The organism is Marinobacter sp. LV10R510-11A (genome assembly GCF_900215155.1).
Taxonomy (GTDB): Bacteria; Pseudomonadota; Gammaproteobacteria; order Pseudomonadales; family Oleiphilaceae; genus Marinobacter.
Genome location: NZ_LT907980.1, coordinates 506,674 through 528,797 on the forward strand (window position 1 = coordinate 506,674; position 22,124 = coordinate 528,797).

General features: G+C 53.5%; 14 protein-coding genes and 3 pseudogenes. 11 read left to right on the top strand and 6 right to left on the bottom strand.

Annotated elements, in window-relative coordinates; translation table 11 throughout:
* Window positions 1-55: 55 nt before the first annotated feature.
* From CPH80_RS22235 to CPH80_RS02545, 4 genes and pseudogenes are all read left to right on the top strand, one after another.
* Window positions 56-733: a group II intron maturase-specific domain-containing protein gene (locus tag CPH80_RS22235; RefSeq protein ID WP_096275473.1), complete on the top strand. Its 678-nt coding sequence runs from the start codon at window positions 56-58 to the stop codon at window positions 731-733.
* Between the two features lie 117 nt (window positions 734-850).
* A pseudogene (locus CPH80_RS02535) lies at window positions 851-2,419 on the top strand (IS3 family transposase).
* Between the two features lie 21 nt (window positions 2,420-2,440).
* Window positions 2,441-2,626: pseudogene (locus CPH80_RS02540) on the top strand (cell division protein FtsZ); the annotation flags it as partial.
* Window positions 2,627-2,918: 292 nt separating this feature from the next.
* Window positions 2,919-4,072 (top strand): annotated as a pseudogene (locus CPH80_RS02545) (IS3 family transposase); the annotation flags it as partial.
* A 613-nt stretch (window positions 4,073-4,685) separates the two neighbouring features.
* Here the strand turns inward: CPH80_RS02545 and acnB are convergent.
* A complete protein-coding gene (gene acnB, locus CPH80_RS02550; protein ID WP_096281333.1) occupies window positions 4,686-7,280 on the bottom strand; it encodes a bifunctional aconitate hydratase 2/2-methylisocitrate dehydratase in 2,595 nt (864 codons plus the stop codon).
* Window positions 7,281-7,495: 215 nt separating this feature from the next.
* Here acnB and CPH80_RS02555 point away from each other — a divergent pair, with 215 nt between their 5' ends.
* Window positions 7,496-8,101 carry a tRNA-(ms[2]io[6]A)-hydroxylase gene (locus tag CPH80_RS02555; protein ID WP_096275474.1) on the top strand — a complete coding sequence of 202 codons (606 nt, stop codon included), beginning with the start codon at window positions 7,496-7,498 and terminating at the stop codon, window positions 8,099-8,101.
* Window positions 8,102-8,104: 3 nt separating this feature from the next.
* Here CPH80_RS02555 and CPH80_RS02560 read toward each other — a convergent pair whose 3' ends face one another.
* Entirely contained in the window at window positions 8,105-8,989 is an 885-nt protein-coding gene (locus CPH80_RS02560) for a LysR substrate-binding domain-containing protein (protein WP_096281335.1), read from the bottom strand.
* Window positions 8,990-9,127: 138 nt separating this feature from the next.
* Between CPH80_RS02560 and CPH80_RS02565 the strand changes: the two genes are divergently transcribed.
* From CPH80_RS02565 to CPH80_RS02575, 3 genes are all read left to right on the top strand, one after another.
* Window positions 9,128-9,898, top strand: coding sequence for a ferredoxin--NADP reductase (locus CPH80_RS02565; protein WP_096275475.1), 771 nt, complete (start codon window positions 9,128-9,130; stop codon window positions 9,896-9,898).
* A 137-nt stretch (window positions 9,899-10,035) separates the two neighbouring features.
* Window positions 10,036-10,428, top strand: coding sequence for an acyl-CoA thioesterase (locus CPH80_RS02570; RefSeq protein WP_096275476.1), 393 nt, complete (start codon window positions 10,036-10,038; stop codon window positions 10,426-10,428).
* Window positions 10,429-10,465: 37 nt separating this feature from the next.
* Window positions 10,466-11,422 (top strand): hypothetical protein, encoded by a 957-nt coding sequence (locus CPH80_RS02575; RefSeq protein ID WP_227520325.1) that lies wholly within the window; start codon window positions 10,466-10,468, stop codon window positions 11,420-11,422.
* A 44-nt stretch (window positions 11,423-11,466) separates the two neighbouring features.
* On the opposite strand, the gene CPH80_RS02580 is transcribed toward CPH80_RS02575, so the two are convergent.
* From CPH80_RS02580 to CPH80_RS02590, 3 genes are all read right to left on the bottom strand, one after another.
* Window positions 11,467-14,094, bottom strand: a complete 2,628-nt coding sequence (locus tag CPH80_RS02580; protein ID WP_096275477.1) for a mechanosensitive ion channel domain-containing protein — start codon at window positions 14,092-14,094, stop codon at window positions 11,467-11,469.
* A gap of 72 nt (window positions 14,095-14,166) precedes the next feature.
* Window positions 14,167-14,913, bottom strand: coding sequence for a UDP-2,3-diacylglucosamine diphosphatase (locus CPH80_RS02585; protein ID WP_096275478.1), 747 nt, complete (start codon window positions 14,911-14,913; stop codon window positions 14,167-14,169).
* Window positions 14,910-15,443, bottom strand: coding sequence for a peptidylprolyl isomerase (locus CPH80_RS02590; protein WP_096275479.1), 534 nt, complete (start codon window positions 15,441-15,443; stop codon window positions 14,910-14,912). The genes CPH80_RS02585 and CPH80_RS02590 overlap by 4 nt, the downstream gene beginning before the upstream one ends.
* 135 nt (window positions 15,444-15,578) lie before the next feature.
* Between CPH80_RS02590 and CPH80_RS02595 the strand changes: the two genes are divergently transcribed.
* The 3 genes from CPH80_RS02595 (at window position 15,579) to CPH80_RS02605 (ending at window position 20,975) form a co-directional block, all read left to right on the top strand.
* Entirely contained in the window at window positions 15,579-17,249 is a 1,671-nt protein-coding gene (locus tag CPH80_RS02595; protein ID WP_096275480.1) for a glutamine--tRNA ligase/YqeY domain fusion protein, read from the top strand.
* Between the two features lie 25 nt (window positions 17,250-17,274).
* Entirely contained in the window at window positions 17,275-18,663 is a 1,389-nt protein-coding gene (gene cysS / locus CPH80_RS02600) for a cysteine--tRNA ligase (RefSeq protein WP_096275481.1), read from the top strand.
* A 131-nt stretch (window positions 18,664-18,794) separates the two neighbouring features.
* The gene (locus CPH80_RS02605; RefSeq protein WP_096275482.1) at window positions 18,795-20,975 is read left to right on the top strand and encodes a malate synthase G; all 2,181 of its coding nucleotides are present in this window, start codon (window positions 18,795-18,797) and stop codon (window positions 20,973-20,975) included.
* An 88-nt stretch (window positions 20,976-21,063) separates the two neighbouring features.
* Here the strand turns inward: CPH80_RS02605 and folD are convergent, their stop codons facing one another.
* On the bottom strand, window positions 21,064-21,921 hold the full coding sequence (gene folD, locus CPH80_RS02610) for a bifunctional methylenetetrahydrofolate dehydrogenase/methenyltetrahydrofolate cyclohydrolase FolD (RefSeq protein WP_096275483.1): 858 nt from the start codon (window positions 21,919-21,921) through the stop codon (window positions 21,064-21,066).
* Window positions 21,922-22,124: the final 203 nt, after the last annotated feature.

Below are 22,124 nucleotides of genomic sequence, written 5' to 3' on the forward strand. Positions count from 1 at the left end.
GCTGCTCTCCAGCGCAATACTTTGCATAACGAGTAGATATACATAAGGTGGCCCACTGTCTCCAGTTCTTGCAAACCTGTTTCTGCACTATGCCTTGGATCGTTGGTTAACGGTTAATCACAAAGACATTCCCTTCTGTCGTTATGCTGACGACGGCATCTTGCACTGCCGCAGCGAAGACGAAGCACACTATCTGCGAAAGCGGTTGGCGTTACGACTTCGTGACTGCGGTTTGGAGATGCACCCGACGAAAACACGGGTGGTGTACTGCAAGGACAGCAGGCGAACAGAAACTCATGAGCAAATTCAATTCGATTTTCTTGGCTACACATTCCGGCCAAGACGCACGGTTAGTCGAAACGGCAGACCCTTGCTGGGGTTTACTCCGGCAGTCAGCCGGCAAGCGATGACCGCCATGCGCCAGTCGATACGACGATGGCATTTGACCCACCGAAGTGAGCTATCACTGGATCAGCTAGCCCAGGTGCTAGCGCCACGTGTACGAGGGTGGATCAATTATTATTGTCGGTTCAGAGGTTCTGAGTTTCAGCCTGTAGCAGATCATCTTGATCGCGCCATCATCCGATGGGCTATGCGGAAACACAAACGCTTACGTGGCCGCAAGATGAGAGCGATCTCATGGCTTGCAGGCATGAAGCGAAAACAGCCAAGCATGTTCGCACATTGGTGCGGGCGTGGGGCATTTTCGGTTGGAGCAATGGGAGCCCGGTGAGCTGAGAGGTTCACGCCGGGTTCTGAGAGCAGCTGAGGGGGCAGTTCCTTCGGCTGACTCACCCCAGTTGGCGATTTCGCCTGAATTCATATCAGATTGGGCGGTATGAGAGTTGTTATGCCACGTTATTCCGAGGAACGTAAAGCGGCCGTGTTGAAAAAATTATTGCCTCCGCAGAACAGCAGTGTGGTGTCGGTCGCCACAGAGGAAGGCATATCGAATATGACTCTGTATAGTTGGCTAAAACAGTGTCGACGACAAGGAATGCCTGTGCCGGGTAACCGTAGTATCGGGGACGATTGGTCTCCAGAAGCCAAGCTGGCCGTTGTGATCGAAACGGCTTCTATGTCCGAAGCCGAACTGAGCGCTTATTGTCGCCAGAAAGGCCTGTATCCAGAACAGGTGCAGCGTTGGAAAGAAGCCTGCCTTCAGGGCGCTGGCACGCAGGAGGGTCTGGAAAAAGCGGCCCAAAAGCAACAAAGAGACTCTCGCAAAACCATCAAGAAGCTGAAAGCGGAAGTTCGTCGTAAAGATCGGGTTTTGGCAGAAACGACCTCGTTGTTGGTACTGTCAAAAAAGCTCGAAGCCTTGTACGGCGAGGATCCGGACAGCGAGGACAACTGACCCCGCTGAACGAGCGTACAAGGCTCTTGAATGATTACGACGAAGCCGTAGCCCGCGGCGCTGCCCGCTACAAGGCGGCCAGCCTGATGGGACTGAACCAGCGTACCTTGAAACGCTGGAGGCAAGAGAATGGCGCTGTGGCGGAGGATCAACGTCCGCAAGCGGAGCGCGTTGTGGCAGTCACACCAGCTCACTCACGCTGAAGAGTCAGCTATCCTGGACACCTGCAATGAACCGGAGTACCAGAGCTTGCCACCGTCCCAGATTGTGCCGCGGTTGGCCGACAAAGGGCTTTATCTGGCGTCGGAGTCCTCGTTTTACCGAGTACTGAAAAAGCATCAACAACTGAATCATCGGGGCCGCATGAAACCGGCCCGCAACGTTCCTGAGCCGACCAGCTTCACCGCCACAGGCCCGGACCAGGTGTGGACCTGGGACATTAGCTACTGCCCTTCAGCGGTACGTGGTCAACACTGGTATCTGTACCTGATACTGGACATCTACAGCCGCAAGATCGTGGCCTGGGAAATCCATAATGCAGAATCCGGTGAACTGGCCCGAAGACTGGTTGAACGCGCTCTGTTGCGAGAGAGCTGCTGGCACAATCCGCCGGTATTACACTCCGATAATGGCGCACCAATGACGTCTTACACACTCAAGGCCAGGCTGGCAGAGCTGGGGATGTTGATGTCTCACAGCCGTCCAAGAGTCAGCAACGATAACCCGTACTCAGAGTCGCTGTTCCGGACGGTGAAGTACTGTCCCAAATGGCCAGTAAAGGGCTTTGTGTCGTTGTCAGCGGTGCGTGAATGGATGTTGTCGTTCGAGTATGCGTACAACGAGCAGCACCTGCACAGTGGCATCAACTTCGTTACGCCCGCACAACGGCACCGGGGTGTTGATACAGAGCTTTTGGCCAAACGTGAAGCCGTTTATGAGCGAGCAAAGCGACTGAATCCCCGACGCTGGTCTGGTGACATTCGAAACTGGGAAGCTGCCGGAGCCGTATCGCTCAACCCTGGAAAGTTGCAGGAAATTGAGAGGAATAAACAGGCTGCTTAAACGCAGCTATGTGGACAACTGGGTTGCAAATCACCGCTTGGCGCAGGAGCTAACCCAGAAGTTGGCCGCCAGGCAGCCATGGAGGATCGTCAAAAAATTGCCGAGATACTAAAAAACACAGATATGGTTTTCATTACGGCCGGCATGGGCGGCGGAACGGGTACCGGTGCGGCGCCAGTCGTAGCAGAAGTTGCGAAGGAAATGGGGGCGGTCTTACCAACGTAAACAGCTTACTTAACCTAAAAAGTGTAGGCATTGGTTCAATTAGTGAGTTTAATTGTGATTTGAATCTTAAAGGCAATCCTTTGGTGGACACATCAGGTCTTGCGGGTATTGAAAGTCTTGGTGGTGCTCTCAAGGTCGGCTGGTCAGTTGCAGAGACACCTGGACTGGTAAAAATTCCTGCCAGCGCATGGCTCTGCCATTCAGACCAGTATAGTGGACCCCGTTTTCAAGACAAAGGTTTAAGCTGTACTTTGTCATAAGGGGATTAGCAGCGATGAGTGAAGCGAAGAAGCGGAAGGTACACACCTCGGAGTTCAAGGGGAAGGTTGGCTTGGAAGCCGTACGAGGCGTAAAGACGATCAACGAGATTGGCCAGGAATACGGCGTACATCCAGTCCAGGTTGGTCAGTGGAAGAAAGCGATACAGGAGCAAGCCAAGACCCTGTTTGAAGGCAAGCGCGGCCCCAAGCCGCTGGCTGACCACCGGGAGCCAGAACGGCTCTACAGCGAGATCGGCAAGCTGAAGGTGGAATTGGATTGGCTCAAAAAAAAGTCTGGGATCAGCCAGTCATGACGCGGCAAGCCTGGATCAGCCAAGGCGCTGCGGTCAGCGTCGTCCAGCAATGTATTCTGGCCGGCGTATCCCGCGCCACAGCCTATGCGCAGCAAAGGCCCAAGCCGGTCGATGAAAGCGACCTGCTATTCGGTCGCCTGATTGACGAGGAGTATACCAGACACCCATTCTACGGCAGCCGCAAGATGGTCGTATTCCTCAAGGTGGCGGGTCACACCGTCAATCGCAAGCGGGTACAACGCCTGATGCGGGAGATGGGCTTGGCCGGCATGGCGCCGGGGCCGAATACCAGCCGTCCACACCCTGAACACAAGATCTATCCTTACCTGCTGCGCGGCGTTCCGATTGTCAGACCCAACCAGGTCTGGAGCACGGACATCACCTACATCCGCCTGGCGCATGGTTTCGCTTATCTGGTCGCCATTATCGACTGGTACTCGCGCCGGGTGCTCAGCTGGCGGATCAGCAACAGCATGGAAGCGGTGTTCTGCGTCGATTGCCTAGAAGATGCATTGCGCAACCACGGTCGGCCGGAAATCTTCAACAGCGATCAAGGCGCACAGTTCACCAGCGCCGTCTTCACTGACGTGCTGACCCGTGAAGGCATTGTCATCAGCATGGATGGGCGTGGGCGGGCATTCGACAACATCTTCGTCGAACGCCTCTGGCGCAGCGTCAAGCATGAGGATGTGTATCTCAATGGCTACGCTACGATGGGCGAGTTACTGGTCGGACTGACGAAGTACTTTGTCTTCTATAACGGTGAGCGCCCGCACCAGTCCTTGGGGCAAACGACACCCGACATCGTGCATAGAACCGCTATCGGTGGCGGGGCAATGATCGTGGATAAATTTCCGCGCGCGGTGGATACATCCCCTGTTCCGCTACGCTCCACAGGGGATGTATCCACCGCAGAAGCCAGATCAGACACAACGGCAACAGCCAAAGCAAAGGCAAACACGGGGCAGCGCCGTCCAGCTGCAAGTGAAGTCGAGTGCACAACTTAAACCGAGTCAATTGATGTCTTGACTCAGGGGTCCACCACACAGTTCTATGAGTTTGATAACGCCTCCCCACAGCAATCCGATCTGTGTGAACAGTAATAAACTCATAAAAGGAGAAATGTTATGATAATTAATCTAAGTTGGAAATTAATCTCTATTTAGAAGTATTTTAAAAATCCCTGTTCTTTAGAGTCGAGTGGTTCACTGTCTTTTTACGTAAATTTCAGTAAATGCAAGTTAATAGAGGCAGTATTTTTAATTACTTTTCGTATAAAAAATGACATTTATATTTTTCCATGTGAATCAGGAAAGATTTCTTTCCCGAAATATAAAACACCTAAACCTTGTAATTCCATGAAGCTTAGGTGTTTTTTCTTTCCCAAAACCTAGTCAGCCACACTTAAGGTAAATGGCTTGCCCGAAGGCTGGCGTTTTTATGGGGCTAAACCGATAAGGTCAGGGCTTAAGCGATATTCGCTGCAGCTGCCTTGCTGGTGTAGTTGTCCATCTGGTCAAAGTTGAGATACTTGTAGATCTCTTTTGACATGCTGTTCAGGTTCTTGGTGTGCTCCAAGTACTCCTGTGGCGTCGGGATTCTACCCAGTATCGCGCCCACAGACGCCAGTTCCGCAGAGGTTAGATACACGTTGGCACCATCGCCCAGGCGGTTCGGGAAGTTACGGGTAGACGTGGACAGCACGGTGCTCTTGGCAGCTACCCGTGCCTGGTTCCCCATACAAAGTGAGCAGCCTGGCATTTCGGTGCGTACACCCGCGGTACCGTAAATATTGTAATAGCCTTCTTCCATCAGCTGCGACTCGTCCATTTTGGTTGGCGGCGCCATCCATAGACGGGTTTTCAGAGGTGCTTTGTTCTGCTCTAGCAGCTTGCCAGCCGCGCGGAAGTGACCGATGTTGGTCATGCAGGAGCCGATGAATACTTCGTCTACCTTGTCGCCAGCCACTTCAGAAAGGAAGCGGGCATCGTCAGGATCGTTCGGGCAGCATACGATTGGCTCTTTGATGTCAGCCAGATCGATCTCGATCACGTGTGAGTACTCTGCGTCTTTGTCAGCACGCATCAGGCTTGGATTTGCCAGCCACTCTTCCATACCCTGAGCGCGACGCTCAAGGGTGCGTGGGTCGCCGTAACCTTCTGCAATCATCCAGCGCAGCATGGTGATGTTGGATTGCAGGTACTCTGCAACAGACTCTTCAGACAGGTTAATGGTACAGCCCGCTGCGGAGCGCTCAGCAGAAGCATCAGACAGTTCAAACGCTTGCTCGACAGTCAGCTGTTCCAGACCTTCAATTTCCAGTACGCGACCGGAGAATTCGTTGATCTTGCCTTTCTTCTCGACGTTCAATATGCCGTTCTTGATGCCGTACAGCGGAATGGCATGAACCAGATCACGCAGGGTGATGCCGGGCTGCATTTCGCCTTTGAAGCGCACCAGAACCGATTCTGGCATGTCCAGCGGCATAACGCCGGTGGCAGCTGCGAACGCAACCAGGCCAGAACCTGCAGGGAACGAGATGCCCATCGGGAAACGGGTGTGAGAGTCACCACCGGTACCCACGGTATCTGGCAGCAACATACGGTTCAGCCAAGAGTGGATGATGCCGTCGCCGGGACGCAGCGAAACACCGCCACGGGTTTTGATGAAGTCGGGCATGGTGTGTTGCATTTCAACGTCAATCGGCTTTGGGTAAGCCGCAGTGTGACAGAATGACTGCATCACCAGGTCTGCCTGGAAGCCCAGGCATGCCAGATCTTTCAGCTCATCACGAGTCATCGGTCCCGTAGTATCCTGAGAACCAACGGTTGTCATCTTCGGCTCACAGTAGGTGCCGGGACGAACGCCTTGGCCTTCTTCCAGACCACAGGCTTTACCAACCATTTTCTGGCCCAGAGTAAAGCCCTTGGTGCCCGCTTCCGGGTCAGCTGGTAGACGGAAAGTGTCCGTTACGCCCAGCCCCAGTGTTTCACGGGCCTTGGTGGTCAGGCCACGACCGATAATCAACGGAATACGGCCGCCGGCCTGTACTTCGTCAAGAATGACATCAGACTTGAAGCCGAACTCGGAGATGACATCGCCATTTTCGTTCAGAACTTTGCCTTCATACGGGCGGATATCGATAACATCGCCCATGTTCATGTCGTCTACCGGTGCTTCGAATACGAGGGCGCCGGCATCTTCCATGGTGTTGAAGAAAATAGGCGCAACCTTGTTACCGATACACACACCACCACCGCGCTTGTTCGGTACGCCGGGAAGATCATCGCCGAAAAACCAAAGTACAGAGTTGGTGGCTGACTTACGTGAAGAACCGGTACCGACTACGTCACCGACAAAGGCAACGGGCAGGCCCTTGGCTTTGATTTCGTCGATCTGACTCATCGGGCCCTTAACGCCGGGCTCTTCAGGCTTCAGGCCATCGCGTTCCATTTTGTAGGCAGCGAGGGAGTGCAGTGGAATGTCTGGGCGTGACCAGGCATCCGGTGCAGGAGACAAGTCATCGGTGTTGGTTTCACCGGTTACTTTGAAGACAGTCATCTTGATGCTGTCAGCAACCTTGTCACGCTTGGTAAACCACTCAGCGTTGGCCCAAGACTCAATGACAGATTTGGCAACCGCATTCCCGGCGTCCATTTTCACTTTCACGTCGTTAAACGCGTCAAACATCAGCAAAGTGTGCTTCAGTTCGGTACCGGCCAGTTCGGCCAGCTCTGCATTATCCAATAACTCGACCAGAGTGGTGATGTTATAACCACCCTGCATCATGCCAAACAACTGGATCGCTTTGGGCTTGTCGATCAGAGGCGAGCTTGCTTCATCTTTAACGATGGCGGTCAGAAAAGCGGCTTTTACATAAGCGGCTTCGTCAACGCCTGGCGGAACGCGATTCTCAAGCAAATCAACTAAGGTGCGTTCTTCACCTGCAGGCGGATTCTTCAGTAATTCTACCAAAGCAGAGGTTTGTTCGGCGCTCAGCGGCTTGGGGGGGATGCCCTGAGCCGCACGTTCTGCAACGTGTTCACGGTACGCTTCTAACACGGTTTGGATCCTCATCAGTTGGTATGTCCCGCACCTTAGGCAGCATGCCTGGCGGGAGCTTTATGGCGGAAAGACGTTAAGTTGGCGCTGTATTCTATAGGAAAGCACTTATAAAGTTAAGTTGGACGGTGGTCGGAGAAACCTGATAGCTGCGTTATAATCGCCGGTCCATTGAATTAACGTTGCTACTCACCATGAATCACAAAACAGACTCTATGACCCAGGCCCTGCAAGAGATCCACGATTTTCTGCCCTGTGCTACGCCGCAGCAGTGGATTGATAACGCACTGGCCAATCAAGATCTGATGCTTATTGATCATGCCCATTGCGAGAAAAAGGCAGCGTCGACGGCGCTCAGCCTGATGTACCGCTATGTAGAGAATACCGATCTGCTTAACAAAATGTCTCGCTTGGCCCGGGAGGAGTTGCGGCACTTTGAGCAGGTTCTGGCCATCATTAACAAGCGCGGCGTGACCTACTGCCACCTGACACCCGCGCGCTACGCGGCAGGGCTGCGCAAAGACGTACGCACGGAAGACCCGGGCCGCTTGGTGGATGTAATGGTGGTGGGTGCCATCATCGAAGCCCGTTCATGCGAACGGTTCGCCGCGCTGGTTCCGTTTCTGGATGATGAATTGGCAGATTTCTACAGCAGCCTACTTAAATCTGAAGCGCGCCATTATCGGGATTACTTGGCGCTGGCCGAGAAGGCCAACGGCGGGCCCGTGGACGAGAGAGTTGCGGAGTTTCTGGCGATTGAAAAACAGCTTATTCTGGAGCCGGATAAAGAGTTCAGGTTCCACAGTGGGCCAATTGCCTGAGTGTTAGGTTAGCGCGCGGCACAGGCCAATCCAGGCGTCGATACCCGCGCTCCGGTACTTCTGTTTGTGCAGAATGAAGTAGAACTGCCGTTTGAAATTCCGGTTTTCCGGGGTTTTCAGTGGCACCAGGCTGCCGCGTTTGAAGGCATCCTCAAGAACGACTTCTGACAAGCAGCCTATGCCCAAATCAGCTTCCACGGCTCGCTTGATGGCTTCGGTGTGCTCCAGTTCCAGCAGTACGTTCAGGCTTGGGAGCAGGCCGTGCATGCCGCGCTCGAAGCTTTGCCGAGTTCCGGAACCTTGCTCTCTCATGACCCAGGTGGCGTCTCGGAGATCTGCATCCGAGAGCTCTTTCTTTGCTGCCAGCGGATGTGTGGGTGAGCAGAAGACCACCAGTTGGTCGCCGCGCCAAGGCAAAACGTCCAGCTCCGAAGACTGCAGTTCACCTTCAATAAGGCCGATATCGAGTTCGAAATCTTTGACCCTGCGTGCGATGGTGCTGGTATTGGCCACTTCTAGTGACACTCTGGGCTGGGTAGGGGTATTCATGTATTGGGCCATTACGCCAACAGCTAGATAGTTACCTATAGTTAAGGTGGCTCCAACTTTTAAGGCACCTACTTCGGTATGTTTGCTAAAGGCTTGTTCCAGCTCTGTTGCTTGTGCGAGCACGGCTTCCACCTTGGGGCGATAGAGCCGCCCAAGCTCATTCAGTTGCAGGCGTTTGCCAACACGATCGAATAACTGGATATCGAATTGGTTTTCCAGTTCCTTAAGTGCGCTGCTTGCGGCAGATTGAGACATGGCAAGCGATTCTGCAGCACGGGTAATGTTCTGGAAGTGCGCGGCGGCTAAAAAAACTTCGAGTTGCCTGAAACTGTACTTCATAACAAAACGCTCTAAATCGACGTACCCGAATAAGGTTATGGGAATATCCCATTTCATCGATAGGTTAGTGGTGCGGTACACTGTACGCAATCCATATTTAAAACGTTCGCCGCCGAACCGGATAGGCAAGAGGTTTAAATGAGCAACCTGATAAAAGAAACCGTAACCAGCGTTCACCACTGGAACGATACCCTGTTCAGCTTCAAAACCAGCCGCGACCCAGGGTTTCGGTTCAAGAACGGCCATTTCGTGATGATTGGCCTGGAAACTGAAGGCAAGCCTCTAATGCGCGCCTACAGTATTGCCAGTGCGAATTACGAAGATGAGTTGGAGTTTTTTTCTATCAAGGTGCAGAACGGCCCGTTGACCTCACGCCTTCAAAAGATTCAGGTGGGGGATGAGATTCTGGTGAGCCGCAAGCCCACCGGAACTCTGATTCTGGACAACCTTCTGCCAGGCAAGAACCTGTGGTTGATCAGCACCGGTACCGGTCTGGCGCCGTTTATGAGCATTATCAAGGATCCAGAAGTATACGATGCCTTTGAGAAAGTTATTGTAACTCACGGCGTAAGATATGCCTCAGAGCTTGCTTACCAGCACGAGATTGAAGCACTACCTGAAAACGAGTTCTTTGGTGAGATGGTTGAAGGTAAGCTTGAATACTATCCCACGGTAACCCGTGAGCCTTTCCGCAATGAGGGCCGGCTTACCCAAGCCATGCAGAGCGGCAAGATAACCGGTGATTTTGGCTTGCCCGACTTAAACCCTGAGGATGATCGATTCATGATCTGTGGCAGCCCGAGCATGCTCAAGGACACCTGTTCCATCCTTGACAGCATGGGCTTCAAAGAAGCTCGGGGTGGTGACATGGGGCATTATGTGGTCGAGCGGGCCTTCGTGGAGAAGTAAAAAGTGAGCGGGTCACTATCCTGTTGGCTTGTCCCGAATTGCACGAGATCTGAAACCCGAGGCCAAGGCTTCGGGTTTTTTTATGAAGCCCAGAACAGTGTGTATAGTATTCGGTTTTAACCAACAGGATGGACGGCATGTTCTATATAGAGCTTCAGCCCCGCTTCAGCGACACGGATGCTTTGGGTCACATCAGCAATACGACATTGCCGGTATGGTTCGAGCAGGCCAGACTACCTTTGTTTAGGATCTTCCATCCGACACTGGATGTGAAAACTTGGCCACTGATTATCGCCCGCGTGGAAATAGACTTTGTGGCCCAGAGTTTCTGGCATCTGCCAGTTGAGGTTCGCACGGGCATCGGGAAGATTGGGAACAGCTCGTTCCAGGCTGTCCAGGAAGCCTGGCAGGACGGACAGTTGATTGCCCGTGGCAAGGCTGTGCTGATTCACTTTGATTACGAAGCAGAAAAAGCCGTTTCTATTTCTGAAGAAACCCGCAGCCAGTTGGCAGAGCATATGATTGAGTAATCACCCCGGCAACGGCTACATGAATGAGGTAGCGAATTTGACTAGAAACGCGTTCGGACTGATTTTTCTTGCGGGCACTCTGGCGGGCACATTGTTGCTCTCTGGCTGCGATGCTGGAAACAGCGAGCAAAGTAACGAAGAGACACGTTCAGACGCTGCCTCGACGCAGGAATTTGCCAGCGACATTTCCCTTGCCCTGAAGCCTGCCCAGTTGGACTGGGTTGGCCAGAAAATTTTCCAAAATGAATGCGCTGGTCAGTTCCAGTGCCTCATTCACTGGAATGAGTCTGAGGCGTTTCCCTCACTGGGTATTGGACATTTTATCTGGTACCCGAAAGCAGTTAACGAGCGGTTTATAGAAAGTTTTCCTGCGCTTGTTGAGTATATGGAGCAGCGCCAACTTAATATCCCCGAATGGTTGCGGGAACTCGAGCCGTTTGATGCTCCCTGGCCAGATCGGGAAACCTTCATGCAGGTTGCGGATTCGCCCGAAATGGCAGAGTTGCGGGAGTTTCTAGCTGGCACTCAGGGGGTTCAGGCTGAGTTTATCTTCCGCCGTGCAAAAGACTCACTGGCTAAAATCGTGAAGGCGGCCCCTGAGTCACGTCGCAATGACGTGCAGAAAAGACTGCGAGCGCTAAGCCAAACGCCCGGTGGTGTTTACGCGGTTATGGATTATGTGAATTTTAAAGGCGAGGGGCTTTCACCTGATGAGCGCTATAACGGCGAGGGTTGGGGGTTGCTTCAGGTATTGATGGCGATGCCTGTATCGCCTGCGGCAACAGAGCCGGGCGCTGTGGGCTCAGCGGAAGTGCAGACTAGCGAGAAAACGCTGGCTCAGTTCCGAGAGGCTGCTGCAACAGTGCTTACCCGCCGTGCCCAGAATGCGAGCAACCCTGTTGAGCGGGAGCGCTGGCTTGCAGGATGGCTCAAGCGCTTGGAAACCTACAAAGAGCCCGTAAAGATGGGCTCGGTACCGGGCATGTCGTCCTGATACAGTCCCTAGATTACTTTGCCTAAAACCGAGCGGCCTGAAGCCTAGCGGGCTTCAGGCAGGGTGCGCACATGAATATCCCGCTGCGGGAACGGGATCTCTATATCGGCTTCCGTCAGAGCGCCGGTGATTGAGGCGTGTATTTCATGGGACAGCGGCATGATATCCATTAGGTCTTTCACATAAACCCAAACCTCGAAATCGATGCTGCTGTCCCCAAGCCCCACACAGAAAACCTCCGGTGCCGGGTCACTCACCACGCGCTCATTTTTATGGGCAACCTGGGTGAGTACCTCCTGAACCTTGTTTACGTCGGATCCATAGGCAACGCCCACACGGAGGATGACGCGGGTAATTGGATCTGAGAGTGTCCAGTTGGTCAGATCCTGGGTAACAAAGGTCTTGTTGGGAATAATCTGTTCTTTTCGATCCCAGTCGATCAGTGTTGTGGCACGAATGCGTATGCGCGCAACGGTGCCGGTTATGCCGTTAATGGTCACCATATCGCCTACCCGAATTGGGCGCTCGAACAAGAGAATGATGCCAGAGACAAAGTTCGCGACTATCTCTTGAAGCCCAAACCCGAGGCCCACACCGAGTGCGGCAACCAGCCACTGCAGCTTGGACCATTGAACGCCAATCACCGCGAGGCAGGTCACCACTCCCACGATCACAAGAATGTAGGTGGTGATCGTTGTAATGGCGTAGCCAGAACCGGGTTCTAGGTTCATTCGGCTTAATACCATCACCTCCAGGGTTCCTGGAAGATTTTTAGCGGCAAGCACCGTTCCGGCCGCGACCAGCAGCGCCAGCAACGCATCGGAAAGTGTTATGGGAAGCGGGTCGCCTCCCTGCAGGTCGGTGGTAATGGTCCATAGGGTAATGTTGTTAAATAACTGAAGTGCCGGGATAACATCGGCCCAGAGAATGAGCAAGCCGGCCAGGGCCAAAGCAAAAATGACGATGCGTAGCAGGGAGGAGCTTTGTTGGCTGATGTCTTTAAGGTTCATTTTCGGCATATCCAGAGCCGGCAGAATACTCTCGTCGGAGGCGTCTTCAGCCTCTCTGGTCTCGGCTACTCTGCGTTCGACAGCGCGTTGTTCTTTGAGGCGATCGAGGGTGAGTCGCCGCTCACGTACGGATAGCGCTCTCAGGCCGAGGTAATAAAGTAACGAGCTGAAGGCCAGCCAGCATATGGAAACAAACAAGTTTCGCTCAAGCTGCAAAGCGGTGTAGTGGTAGCCGATCAGGGACGCCGACGCCAGTACAAGAGGGGCCGTAACCGCCATAACGTGCAGGAAAAGGAGTAGCCCGCCGTGGGATTTGTAAGCTCTCACTGCCTTCATGATGCGCTGTGCAAATACTGCCAGTGCGATGGATACCAGAGCAAATAGCAGGCGGCCGAGGCTGTCGTCAAATTGCGCGCCCTCAGGTGTTGAGCTGGTTGATGTGGTGATGATGGTGATGGGAATAACAAAGGCCATCAGTAAAGGTATTTCCCGGCGAATAACCAGCAAAGAGTTTGGGTTCCAGTGAAAGTGGCTTTCTCCAAGCCCTTGTTTGCGGGCTACGTTGCGGATAAAGGCGAGCAAAAACATAATAAAGGCGGCTGCGGTGAAGCCTTTCGACAGTGCCGCGAAAAATGCGTTTCCTTCCATCAGCACCAGGGCTGCCAGCGAAAACACAAGAACCCCCGGCAATGCTAGGAGAAAGCTGTTGATCAGTGCCTTTAGTGTAAAAGCTGTGCGGTCTTCACCGACGTTTCCGACATAGCGGCTGTTGGCCAGAAGGTTATTTACGACGGCTTTACGTTTTATCAAAAGCACGATGAGAAGCAGCGCCACTAGCCCTGTGCGTTCTCCGCGCTCGCTCACTGAGCGGGTAACGGCTTCTCTCAAAGCGTCAAAACGCAGTTGAGAAACAAACCACTTGGCGGATTGGTAAAGCCCTCCGGCGGTTTCTGCATTTACCACTGCCGCACTGGGAAGCCAGAACAATCTTTGCTTTAAAAGCTTTTGGTAGTCCTGTACCTGATCCTGAAGTGCGGTCACCGTACTGTAGTATTCATTGAGCACATCAATATGCTCTGTAACGGCTTTATGAAGCTCTCGTAGCAGTTCAGACCGGCGGCTGCGTAGTTGGCTTCGGGCATCGCCATCTGGCTCTGCAATGGCCTCAAATTCTTCCAGCCGCAGCTGCTCTTCTCTTGCCGCGGATAGCTTGTTCTCGATGCCTTCAATAAGGTCTTGGGCAATACTTTGCCGCTGTAAGCGCTCAAGCCTCTGTTTTAAGAGGTCGGCGTAGCTTGCGGTTAAGTTGAGCCCGGCCTTCTCGAGCCTCAGCTCGAAACTCTCGTATTCATCCTGCAGACGGGTGAGGATGGATTCGGCGTAGGTCAATCGCTCCCGGCTCGCTATAACAGCAGACTGGCGTTGATTGAGTGAGCCCAGAAGTGCTTGGATCTGTTCGTGGATATCCGCGTCGACCGCTTTCGGTAGCTTAATTTCCGGAGGCGCATCTGTGCCTTTCTCTAGCTCTGGCTGCACGGCCGGGCGAGAGTCCTGCAGCTCATCAGAGTCTTCTGCGAGGGTGGGTAGTGCTAAAAAGCAGAGTAGAAGAACCCCGGCCAGCCATGTAGTTAAAACTGAATAACGGGTCGGGCGCTGCTTCATGTTTTGCGATCCTCGCGTGGGCGGGCCTGCGTCGCGCTTTTAATTCATCGGGCAGGCGCTCTTTAATAGAAGCTAGATAGGTGGGTAGAAGTTGGAGAGTGGCGTCTTTTTCAGCTCCGGCGTCTGGCCGGGCTTTGCAATCAGCCACCACACGTTTTCATCCCAGTCACCTAGGACAATCCGCTTTGAGGTTTTGCCCTTCGCCTCTAGGTTATGCTCAGCGGGCCTGTGGGTATGGCCATGAATCAGCTGCGGCACATTATGGGCGTCCATAACACGCACAACTTCCTCGGGCGTAACATCCATAATGTCGTCTGCTTTGCCTTGGTTCGTGGCCATGCTCATTTCCCGGAGCTGTCGGGCCATTTGCAGGCGATCTTTGAGGGGGCGAGCCAGAATGAGCTTTTGGGTTTGCGGGTTTCGCATATTGGCGCGAAACTTCTGGTATTCAACATCGGCTGTGCAAAGGCTGTCGCCGTGCATTAACAGGGTAGGGGTGCCGTAAAGATCCATAAGCGTGGGGTCGTCCAGCAACGTAGCGCCGGCACGGGCGCAGAAGTCTTCGCCCAGCAGAAAATCCCGATTGCCGTGCATCAGAAAGATACGGGTGCCGCTGTCGCTGAGCTCTCGTAATGCAGCCGCAACCTGTTCTTGCAGAGGCGTGCGCTCGTCGTCCCCAATCCAGGCTTCGAAAAAGTCACCAAGGATGTATAACTTCTCTGCCCCGGGAGCTTCCTTTTTCAGAAAGCCAAGAAACGCCCCGGTAATGTCGGGACGTGACTCTTCCAAGTGGAGATCGGAAATAAACAGCGTGGTCACGCTGCGCCTCCATCCTCTCCACCACGCTTTCCACCACCTTCTACTACCGTGGCTTTTACAATTACGACGTCCTCAGAAGGCACGTCCTGGTGGCCTGCATCCATGGTGGTACGTACTGTGCGGATGGCGTTAACCGTTTCCATGCCTTCCACAACCTTGCCAAACACGCAGTAACCCCAGCCTTCGGCGTTCTTTGCTGTGTGATCCAGAAAGCCGTTGTTTTCAACGTTGAAGAAAAATTGTGCTGAGGCGGAATGCGGGTCCATGGTGCGGGCCATGGCGACGGTGCCCTGCATGTTGCTCAGGCCGTTGTCAGCTTCGTTCTTGATTGAATCGCGGGTTTTGCGTGCAATCATGCCTGGCTCAAAACCACCGCCCTGAACCATAAAGTTGCTTATTACCCGGTGAAAAATAAGGCCGTCGTAGAAGCCGTCACGCACATACTGCTCAAAGTTCTTGGCTGTTTCAGGGGCTTTTTCGTAATCGAGTTCGAGCTTGATATCGCCGTGATTGGTGGTCAGCAGAATCATCAGGGTTTCCTGTTCATTGAGTTTGAGTCGGTTAAAGCCGGTATTGTACTCAAGAGTTTCCGGCGATGCATGAGTCCGGCTCTGATTTATGAGTATAATAGACCGTTTATGATCCCACTTCTTTTAAGAGATTGTATGAGCGCCGAGCCGAAGAAAGCCCACAATTTTATTCAGAACCTGATCGAAAACGCCGTCGCCAACAGCGAGCATACCGGCCAGGTGGTCACTCGTTTTCCGCCTGAGCCCAATGGTTACTTGCACGTCGGCCACGCCAAATCCATCTGCCTAAATTTTGGTATTGCCGAGACATTTTCTGGCGCGTGCAATCTGCGGTTTGACGATACCAACCCGGAGAAGGAAAGCCAGGAGTACATTGATGCCATTAAGCGGGATGTGGAGTGGCTGGGTTATACCTGGGCAGGGGAGGTGCATTATGCCTCTGATTACTTTGATGCCCTGTATTACTTTGCCGAAGAATTGATTGAGAAGGGCAAGGCCTACGTGTGTGCGCTGTCAGCCGATGACATGGCGGACTACCGTGGAAGCCTGAAAGAGCCGGGTAAAAACAGCCCCTATCGCGAGCGTTCCGCCGACGAAAGCCTGAAGCTGTTCCGTGATATGCGCGATGGCAAATATGCTAATGGCGAGATGGTGCTGCGGGCCAAAATTGATATGGCCTCGCCCAACATCAACATGCGTGACCCTATTCTTTATCGCATTCGGTACGCAGAGCATCACCAAACGGGCAACAAGTGGTGCATCTATCCGATGTACGATTTCACTCACCCCATCTCCGACGCTATGGAAGGGGTTACCCATTCCTTGTGTACCCTGGAGTTTGAGGATCACCGCCCGCTATATGATTGGGTGCTGGACAATATTACTGCTCCGTGCAAGCCGCGGCAGATCGAGTTTTCCCGGCTCAACCTGAATTACACCCTCACCAGTAAGCGCAAGCTTAAGCGGCTGGTGGACGAGCATTTGGTGGATAGCTGGGACGACCCGCGTATGCCTACTATTTCTGGTATGCGTCGCAGGGGGTATACCCCGGAATCCCTGCGCACCTTCTGCGATATGATCGGCGTGAACAAGGCCGGCGGCACCGTGGATATGGGCATGCTGGAATTCGCCATTCGAGAAGATTTGAACACTCGCGCACCTCGCGCCATGTGTGTGATGCGCCCCTTGAAAGTAACGCTGACCAACTACCCTGCTGACAAGACCGAAACTCTAGTGTTGCCGGTACACCCGCAGAACCCCGATATGGGGCAGCGTGAGGTCACCTGGAGCCAGACCCTGTATATCGACCGGGAAGATTTCGTAGAAGAGGCACCGCGCAAGTGGAAGCGCCTGGCACCTGATAAAGCAGTTCGTCTGCGCGGCGGCTATGTAATGACCTGCAAAGAAGTGATTCGGGATGCCAGTGGTGACATTGTGGAGCTTCGATGCGAGTACGATCCGGCCACTCTGGGCGTTAATCCTGAGGGCTATAAGCCTAATGGTGTTGTCCACTGGGTGTCGCAGAACGATAGCGTAGAATGTGATATCAATCTGTACGACCGGCTGTTCAACCATGAGATGCCAGACAGCGATAAGGACGGCGACCTGACTGATCACGTCAACCCAGACTCGCTTGTGGTGCTCAAAGGTGCGCGTGCAGAGCAGAACCTGGCCACACCTGGCACGGATCTGCCGTACCAGTTCGAACGGGAAGGCTATTTCTTCTGTGATTCGAAACTGACCGCCAAAGCCGGCAAGCCGGTATTCAATCGCACCGTTACCTTGCGGGATTCCTGGGGTAAGTAAAAGGTAAGCATTCGGGAGACCAGCTGTGATCAGAATTTACAATACGCTCACCCAGCAAAAAGAAACCTTCACGCCCATCGAGCCGGGCAAGGTTCGTATGTATGTGTGTGGGATGACGGTGTATGACTACTGCCACCTGGGCCATGCCCGGGTATTGGTAGCCTTTGATGTGGTGACGCGTTACATGTGCAACCGTGGGTACGATGTCACCTATGTGCGCAACATAACGGATATCGACGACAAGATTCTCCGCCGTGCGGAGGAGAACGCAGAGCCGTTCACCGAACTGACTGATCGCATGATCGTGGCGATGCATGAGGATGAAGCGCTGCTGGGTGTGTTAACACCCAATGCGGAACCCCGTGCGACGGATTATATTGATGACATCGTCGCTATGATTAACACGCTGATTGAATCAGATCACGCTTATGCAGCGGGTAACGGCGATGTCTATTTTTCCGTTGAATCCTTTGAGGGGTATGGGAAGTTAAGCAAGAAGAAACTTGAAGACCTGCTAGCTGGCGCCCGCGTCGATGTGCAGGAAGCCAAACGCAGCCCGGCTGACTTTGCGTTGTGGAAGGCGGCTGGTGAGGGTGAGGTTAGCTGGCCATCCCCCTGGGGCGATGGTCGCCCGGGCTGGCACATTGAGTGTTCTGCCATGTCTACCCGCTGCCTGGGTGATACCTTTGATATTCACGGTGGCGGCCCGGATTTGCTGTTTCCCCACCATGAAAACGAAATTGCCCAGTCTGAAAGCGCGACTGGCCATACGTTTGTGAACACTTGGATGCATGCGGGTGCAATTCGCGTGAACAAGGAAAAGATGTCCAAGTCTTTGGGCAACTTTTTCACCATACGGGAGATTCTGGAAACTTATCCGCCCGAAGTGGTGCGCTTCTTCTTAGTTTCTAGCCACTACCGTAGCCAGGTCGATTATTCCGAAGATAACTTGGCGGAAGCGGGGCGCTCGTTGGCCCGGCTATACCATGCGTTGCGCGGTATTGCGCCAGCGAGCTCCGATGATGTGCCTGAGACCGACCACGACCGGCGTTTTGTTGAACTGATGGACGACGATTTCAACTGCCCGGGTGCCATCTCGGTTTTGCACGCCCTCGCTAACGACATTAATCAGCATCGCCGTGAAGGCCGTGATGATGAGGCAAAGGAAGCGGCGACTGTCATGATTAGGCTTGGTGCCGTTCTTGGCCTTTTACAGCAAGATTCGGATGCTTTTTTTCAGGCTGACTCTGGCGGCGAGCTGACTGCGGAAGATATTGAAGCGAAAATTCAGGCTCGTGCCGATGCCCGCAAAACCAAAGACTTTGCCGGTGCCGACCGCATTCGAGACGAGCTGGCAGAGCAGGGCATTATTCTGGATGACTCCCGTGAAGGAACAAGCTGGCGGCGCAGCTAATTGATGTAGCTAAAGCCGCGTTGTATTCCGGGAAATGACCTTGTAGGGAATCTCCCGTATAATGCGGCCTTCTAATTTTTCCAGCCCGACTGTGGCGGTCGGGACAGGCTAACTCACTGAGGCTAAAAACGATGACAGAACGCGTACAACTTGGCGGCATTCAGGTCGCAAAAAATTTGTATGACTTCGTGAACAACGAAGCCATTCCGGGTACCGGGCTGGATGCGGATAAATTTTGGGCGGAATTCGACAAGATCGTTAACGATCTGGCACCGCGTAACCGTGAATTACTGGCCAAGCGTGGCGCAATCCAGGAAAAGCTGGATAGCTGGAATAGCGACCATAAGGGGCAGAAGCTCGATGTGGCCGCCTATAAATCCTTCCTGAAGGAAATCGGCTACCTGGTAGACGAGCCCGCAGATTTCCACATTTCGACTGCCAATGTTGATCCGGAAGTTGCGACCATGGCTGGCCCTCAGCTTGTGGTACCGATCATGAACGCTCGCTTTGCGCTGAACGCAGCTAATTCTCGCTGGGGCAGCCTGTATGACGCGCTATATGGCACCGACGCCATTTCAGAAGACGATGGCGCTGAAAAAGGCCGTGGTTATAACCCTGTGCGTGGCGCGAAGGTGATTGAGTTTGCACGCAACCTTTTGGACAACTCTGCGCCGTTGGCTTCGGGAAGCCATAAAGATGCAGCTTTGTATCAGATTGTTGGCGGCAAGTTGGCCGTTAAACTGCAAAGTGGTGACGTTACCGGCCTGAAAGACGAGTCCGGTTTTGTGGGTTACACAGGGGCTGCCGATGCGCCTACTGGCATCCTGCTCGTCAAGAACGGCATGCACTTTGAAATTCAAGTCGATGCCAGTCATCCCATTGGCAAAGACGACGGGGCACACGTTAAAGATGTACTGATGGAATCTGCGCTGACCACCATCATGGATTGCGAAGACTCAGTCGCCGCAGTGGACGCCGATGATAAGACGCTGGCCTACAGCAATTGGCTGGGCCTGATGAAAGGCGATCTGGAAGAAACCTTCGAGAAAGGCGGCAAAAGCCTGACCCGTAAGATGAACGCAGATCGCGAATACACCGCGGGCGATGGCAGCGAGCTGAAGTTGAAAGGTCGCAGCCTGATGTTTATCCGTAACGTTGGTCACTTGATGACTAACCCGGCGATTCTGCTGAAAGATGGCAGTGAAGTACCTGAAGGACTCATGGACGGCATTTTGAGCTCCCTGATCGCTATTCACGATTTGAAGGGCGATGGTGAGTTCCAGAACAGTGCGACTGGTTCTGTGTACATCGTTAAGCCAAAAATGCACGGCCCCGAAGAAGTCGCGTTTACCAACGAGTTCTTCGGCCGCGTTGAAGATGCCCTGGGCCTGCCGAGCTTCACATTGAAAATTGGCATTATGGACGAAGAGCGTCGTACTACGGTCAACCTCAAAGCCTGCATTCACGCTGCCAAGGATCGTGCAGTGTTCATAAACACCGGGTTTTTGGATCGCACCGGTGATGAAATGCACACTTCTATGGAGCTTGGGCCGTTCATTCGCAAAGGCGAGATGAAGCAGGCGGCATGGATTGGTGCGTATGAGCAGTGGAACGTTGATATTGGTCTGGAGACCGGTTTCCGCGGCGTTGCTCAGATAGGTAAGGGCATGTGGGCCATGCCGGACCTGATGGCGGGTATGCTTGAGCAGAAAATTGGTCATCCGAAAGCCGGTGCTAATACTGCGTGGGTGCCATCACCAACGGCCGCAACCCTGCACGCGACACATTATCACCAGGTGTCTGTTGCTGATATCCAAAAAGATCTGGAAAGTCGTACCCGTGCCAGCCTGGACGACATCCTCACCGTGCCGGTGATGGAGGATCCATCTAAGCTGACCGAGGCAGACATTCAGCAGGAGTTGGACAACAACGCCCAGGGTATTCTCGGTTATGTTGTGCGCTGGATCGACAGTGGGGTGGGTTGTTCCAAGGTTCCTGATATCAACGATATCGGCCTGATGGAAGATCGCGCTACGTTGCGTATCTCGTCGCAGCACTTGGCTAACTGGCTGTATCACGGTATTTGCACCAAGGCGCAGGTTGAAGAAACCATGAAGCGTATGGCGCAGGTTGTTGATAAGCAGAACTCCAGTGATCCGACATACCGGGCTATGGCGCCCGATTTTGCTGACAACATTGCGTTCCAGGCCGCTATGGATTTGGTTCTCAAGGGCCGCGAGCAACCAAGTGGCTACACTGAGCCACTTCTGCACGCCTATCGCCTGAAAGCAAAAGAGAAGTATGGCCAGTAATATCGGCCGCAAATAAAAAAACCCGCTTCGGCGGGTTTTTTTATGGCTGCTTGATCACCGCAAGCGAACTTCAGTTAGCACCCTGGGATTACTCTTTGTGCAGTTCGTTCGCCGCGTACAGGGTATTTTCCAAGAGAGTCGCAATGGTCATTGGGCCGACGCCACCGGGGACAGGCGTGATATATGCCGCGCGGGCAGAAGCAGCTTCAAAGTCCACGTCGCCACGCAGTTTGCCGTTTTCCATGCGGTTGATGCCCACATCAATCACTGTGGCGCCAAGTTTTACCCACTCTCCCTTGATCAGCCCAGGTTTGCCTACAGCAGCAATCAGGATGTCGGCTTCCCGAACAAACTTTTCCAGATCCGGCGTGAAGCGATGACACACCGTGGTAGTTGCTCCTTTAAGCAGCAGTTCCATGATCATAGGGCGACCTACGATGTTGGATGCGCCCACAACCACGGCGTGCTGGCCTTTATAAGGGGTGTTGATGCTATCCAGCAGGGTTATGACGCCTGCGGGTGTGCACGGCCTTAAAGCAGGCTTACGCTGCACTAGGCGGCCGATGTTGTATGGGTGAAAGCCATCCACATCTTTATCCGGGCGGATCTTCAATAGAATAGGGTCTGCATCCAGATGATTGGGTAGCGGCAGCTGCACCAATATTCCATCGACCAGCGGGTTCTCATTCAGCTCATCAATCAGAGCTTCCAGAGCTTGCTGGGAGGTGTCCGCGGGCAAGTCGTAGGAGAGCGAGAGAATGCCTGCCGCTTCACAGGCTTTGCGCTTGTTGCCTACATATATCTCGGAGGCGGGGTCGCTTCCTACTAGCACCACGGCTAAGCCAGGCGCGCGCAGCCCCTTGCTAGTGCGGGCTTCTACGCCGGAGGCGACCTGTTGTCTGACCCCGGCGGCAATTTCTTTTCCATTGATTAGTTTGGCGCTCATGTTTCGTCTTGTCGGTTGGCGTTGGTAAATAAAAGAGGCGGCATTGTCTCACGCTTGCCTCTTAACTCCAATTGAGGAACGCGCTCTAATCTAGCCGCGATTTCTGGTGGGGTTTCATGGAAAGAGAGCCGCCGTGTGTAAGAATTTGATTTTCATTGTTGACGGAACCGATTTGCGGAGGTAATATGCGCGCCAACTTAGCT

What these genes read in the sequence shown, in the direction of transcription:
- CPH80_RS02555 (WP_096275474.1), top strand. Translation starts at nt 7,496, where the DNA reads ATGACCCAGGCCCTGCAAGAGATCCACGATTTTCTGCCCTGTGCTACG.
- CPH80_RS02560 (WP_096281335.1), bottom strand. Translation starts at nt 8,989, where the DNA reads ATGAAGTACAGTTTCAGGCAACTCGAAGTTTTTTTAGCCGCCGCGCAC.
- CPH80_RS02565 (WP_096275475.1), top strand. Translation starts at nt 9,128, where the DNA reads ATGAGCAACCTGATAAAAGAAACCGTAACCAGCGTTCACCACTGGAAC.
- CPH80_RS02570 (WP_096275476.1), top strand. Translation starts at nt 10,036, where the DNA reads ATGTTCTATATAGAGCTTCAGCCCCGCTTCAGCGACACGGATGCTTTG.
- CPH80_RS02580 (WP_096275477.1), bottom strand. Translation starts at nt 14,094, where the DNA reads ATGAAGCAGCGCCCGACCCGTTATTCAGTTTTAACTACATGGCTGGCC.
- CPH80_RS02590 (WP_096275479.1), bottom strand. Translation starts at nt 15,443, where the DNA reads ATGATTCTGCTGACCACCAATCACGGCGATATCAAGCTCGAACTCGAT.
- CPH80_RS02595 (WP_096275480.1), top strand. Translation starts at nt 15,579, where the DNA reads ATGAGCGCCGAGCCGAAGAAAGCCCACAATTTTATTCAGAACCTGATC.
- CPH80_RS02605 (WP_096275482.1), top strand. Translation starts at nt 18,795, where the DNA reads ATGACAGAACGCGTACAACTTGGCGGCATTCAGGTCGCAAAAAATTTG.
- folD (WP_096275483.1), bottom strand. Translation starts at nt 21,921, where the DNA reads ATGAGCGCCAAACTAATCAATGGAAAAGAAATTGCCGCCGGGGTCAGA.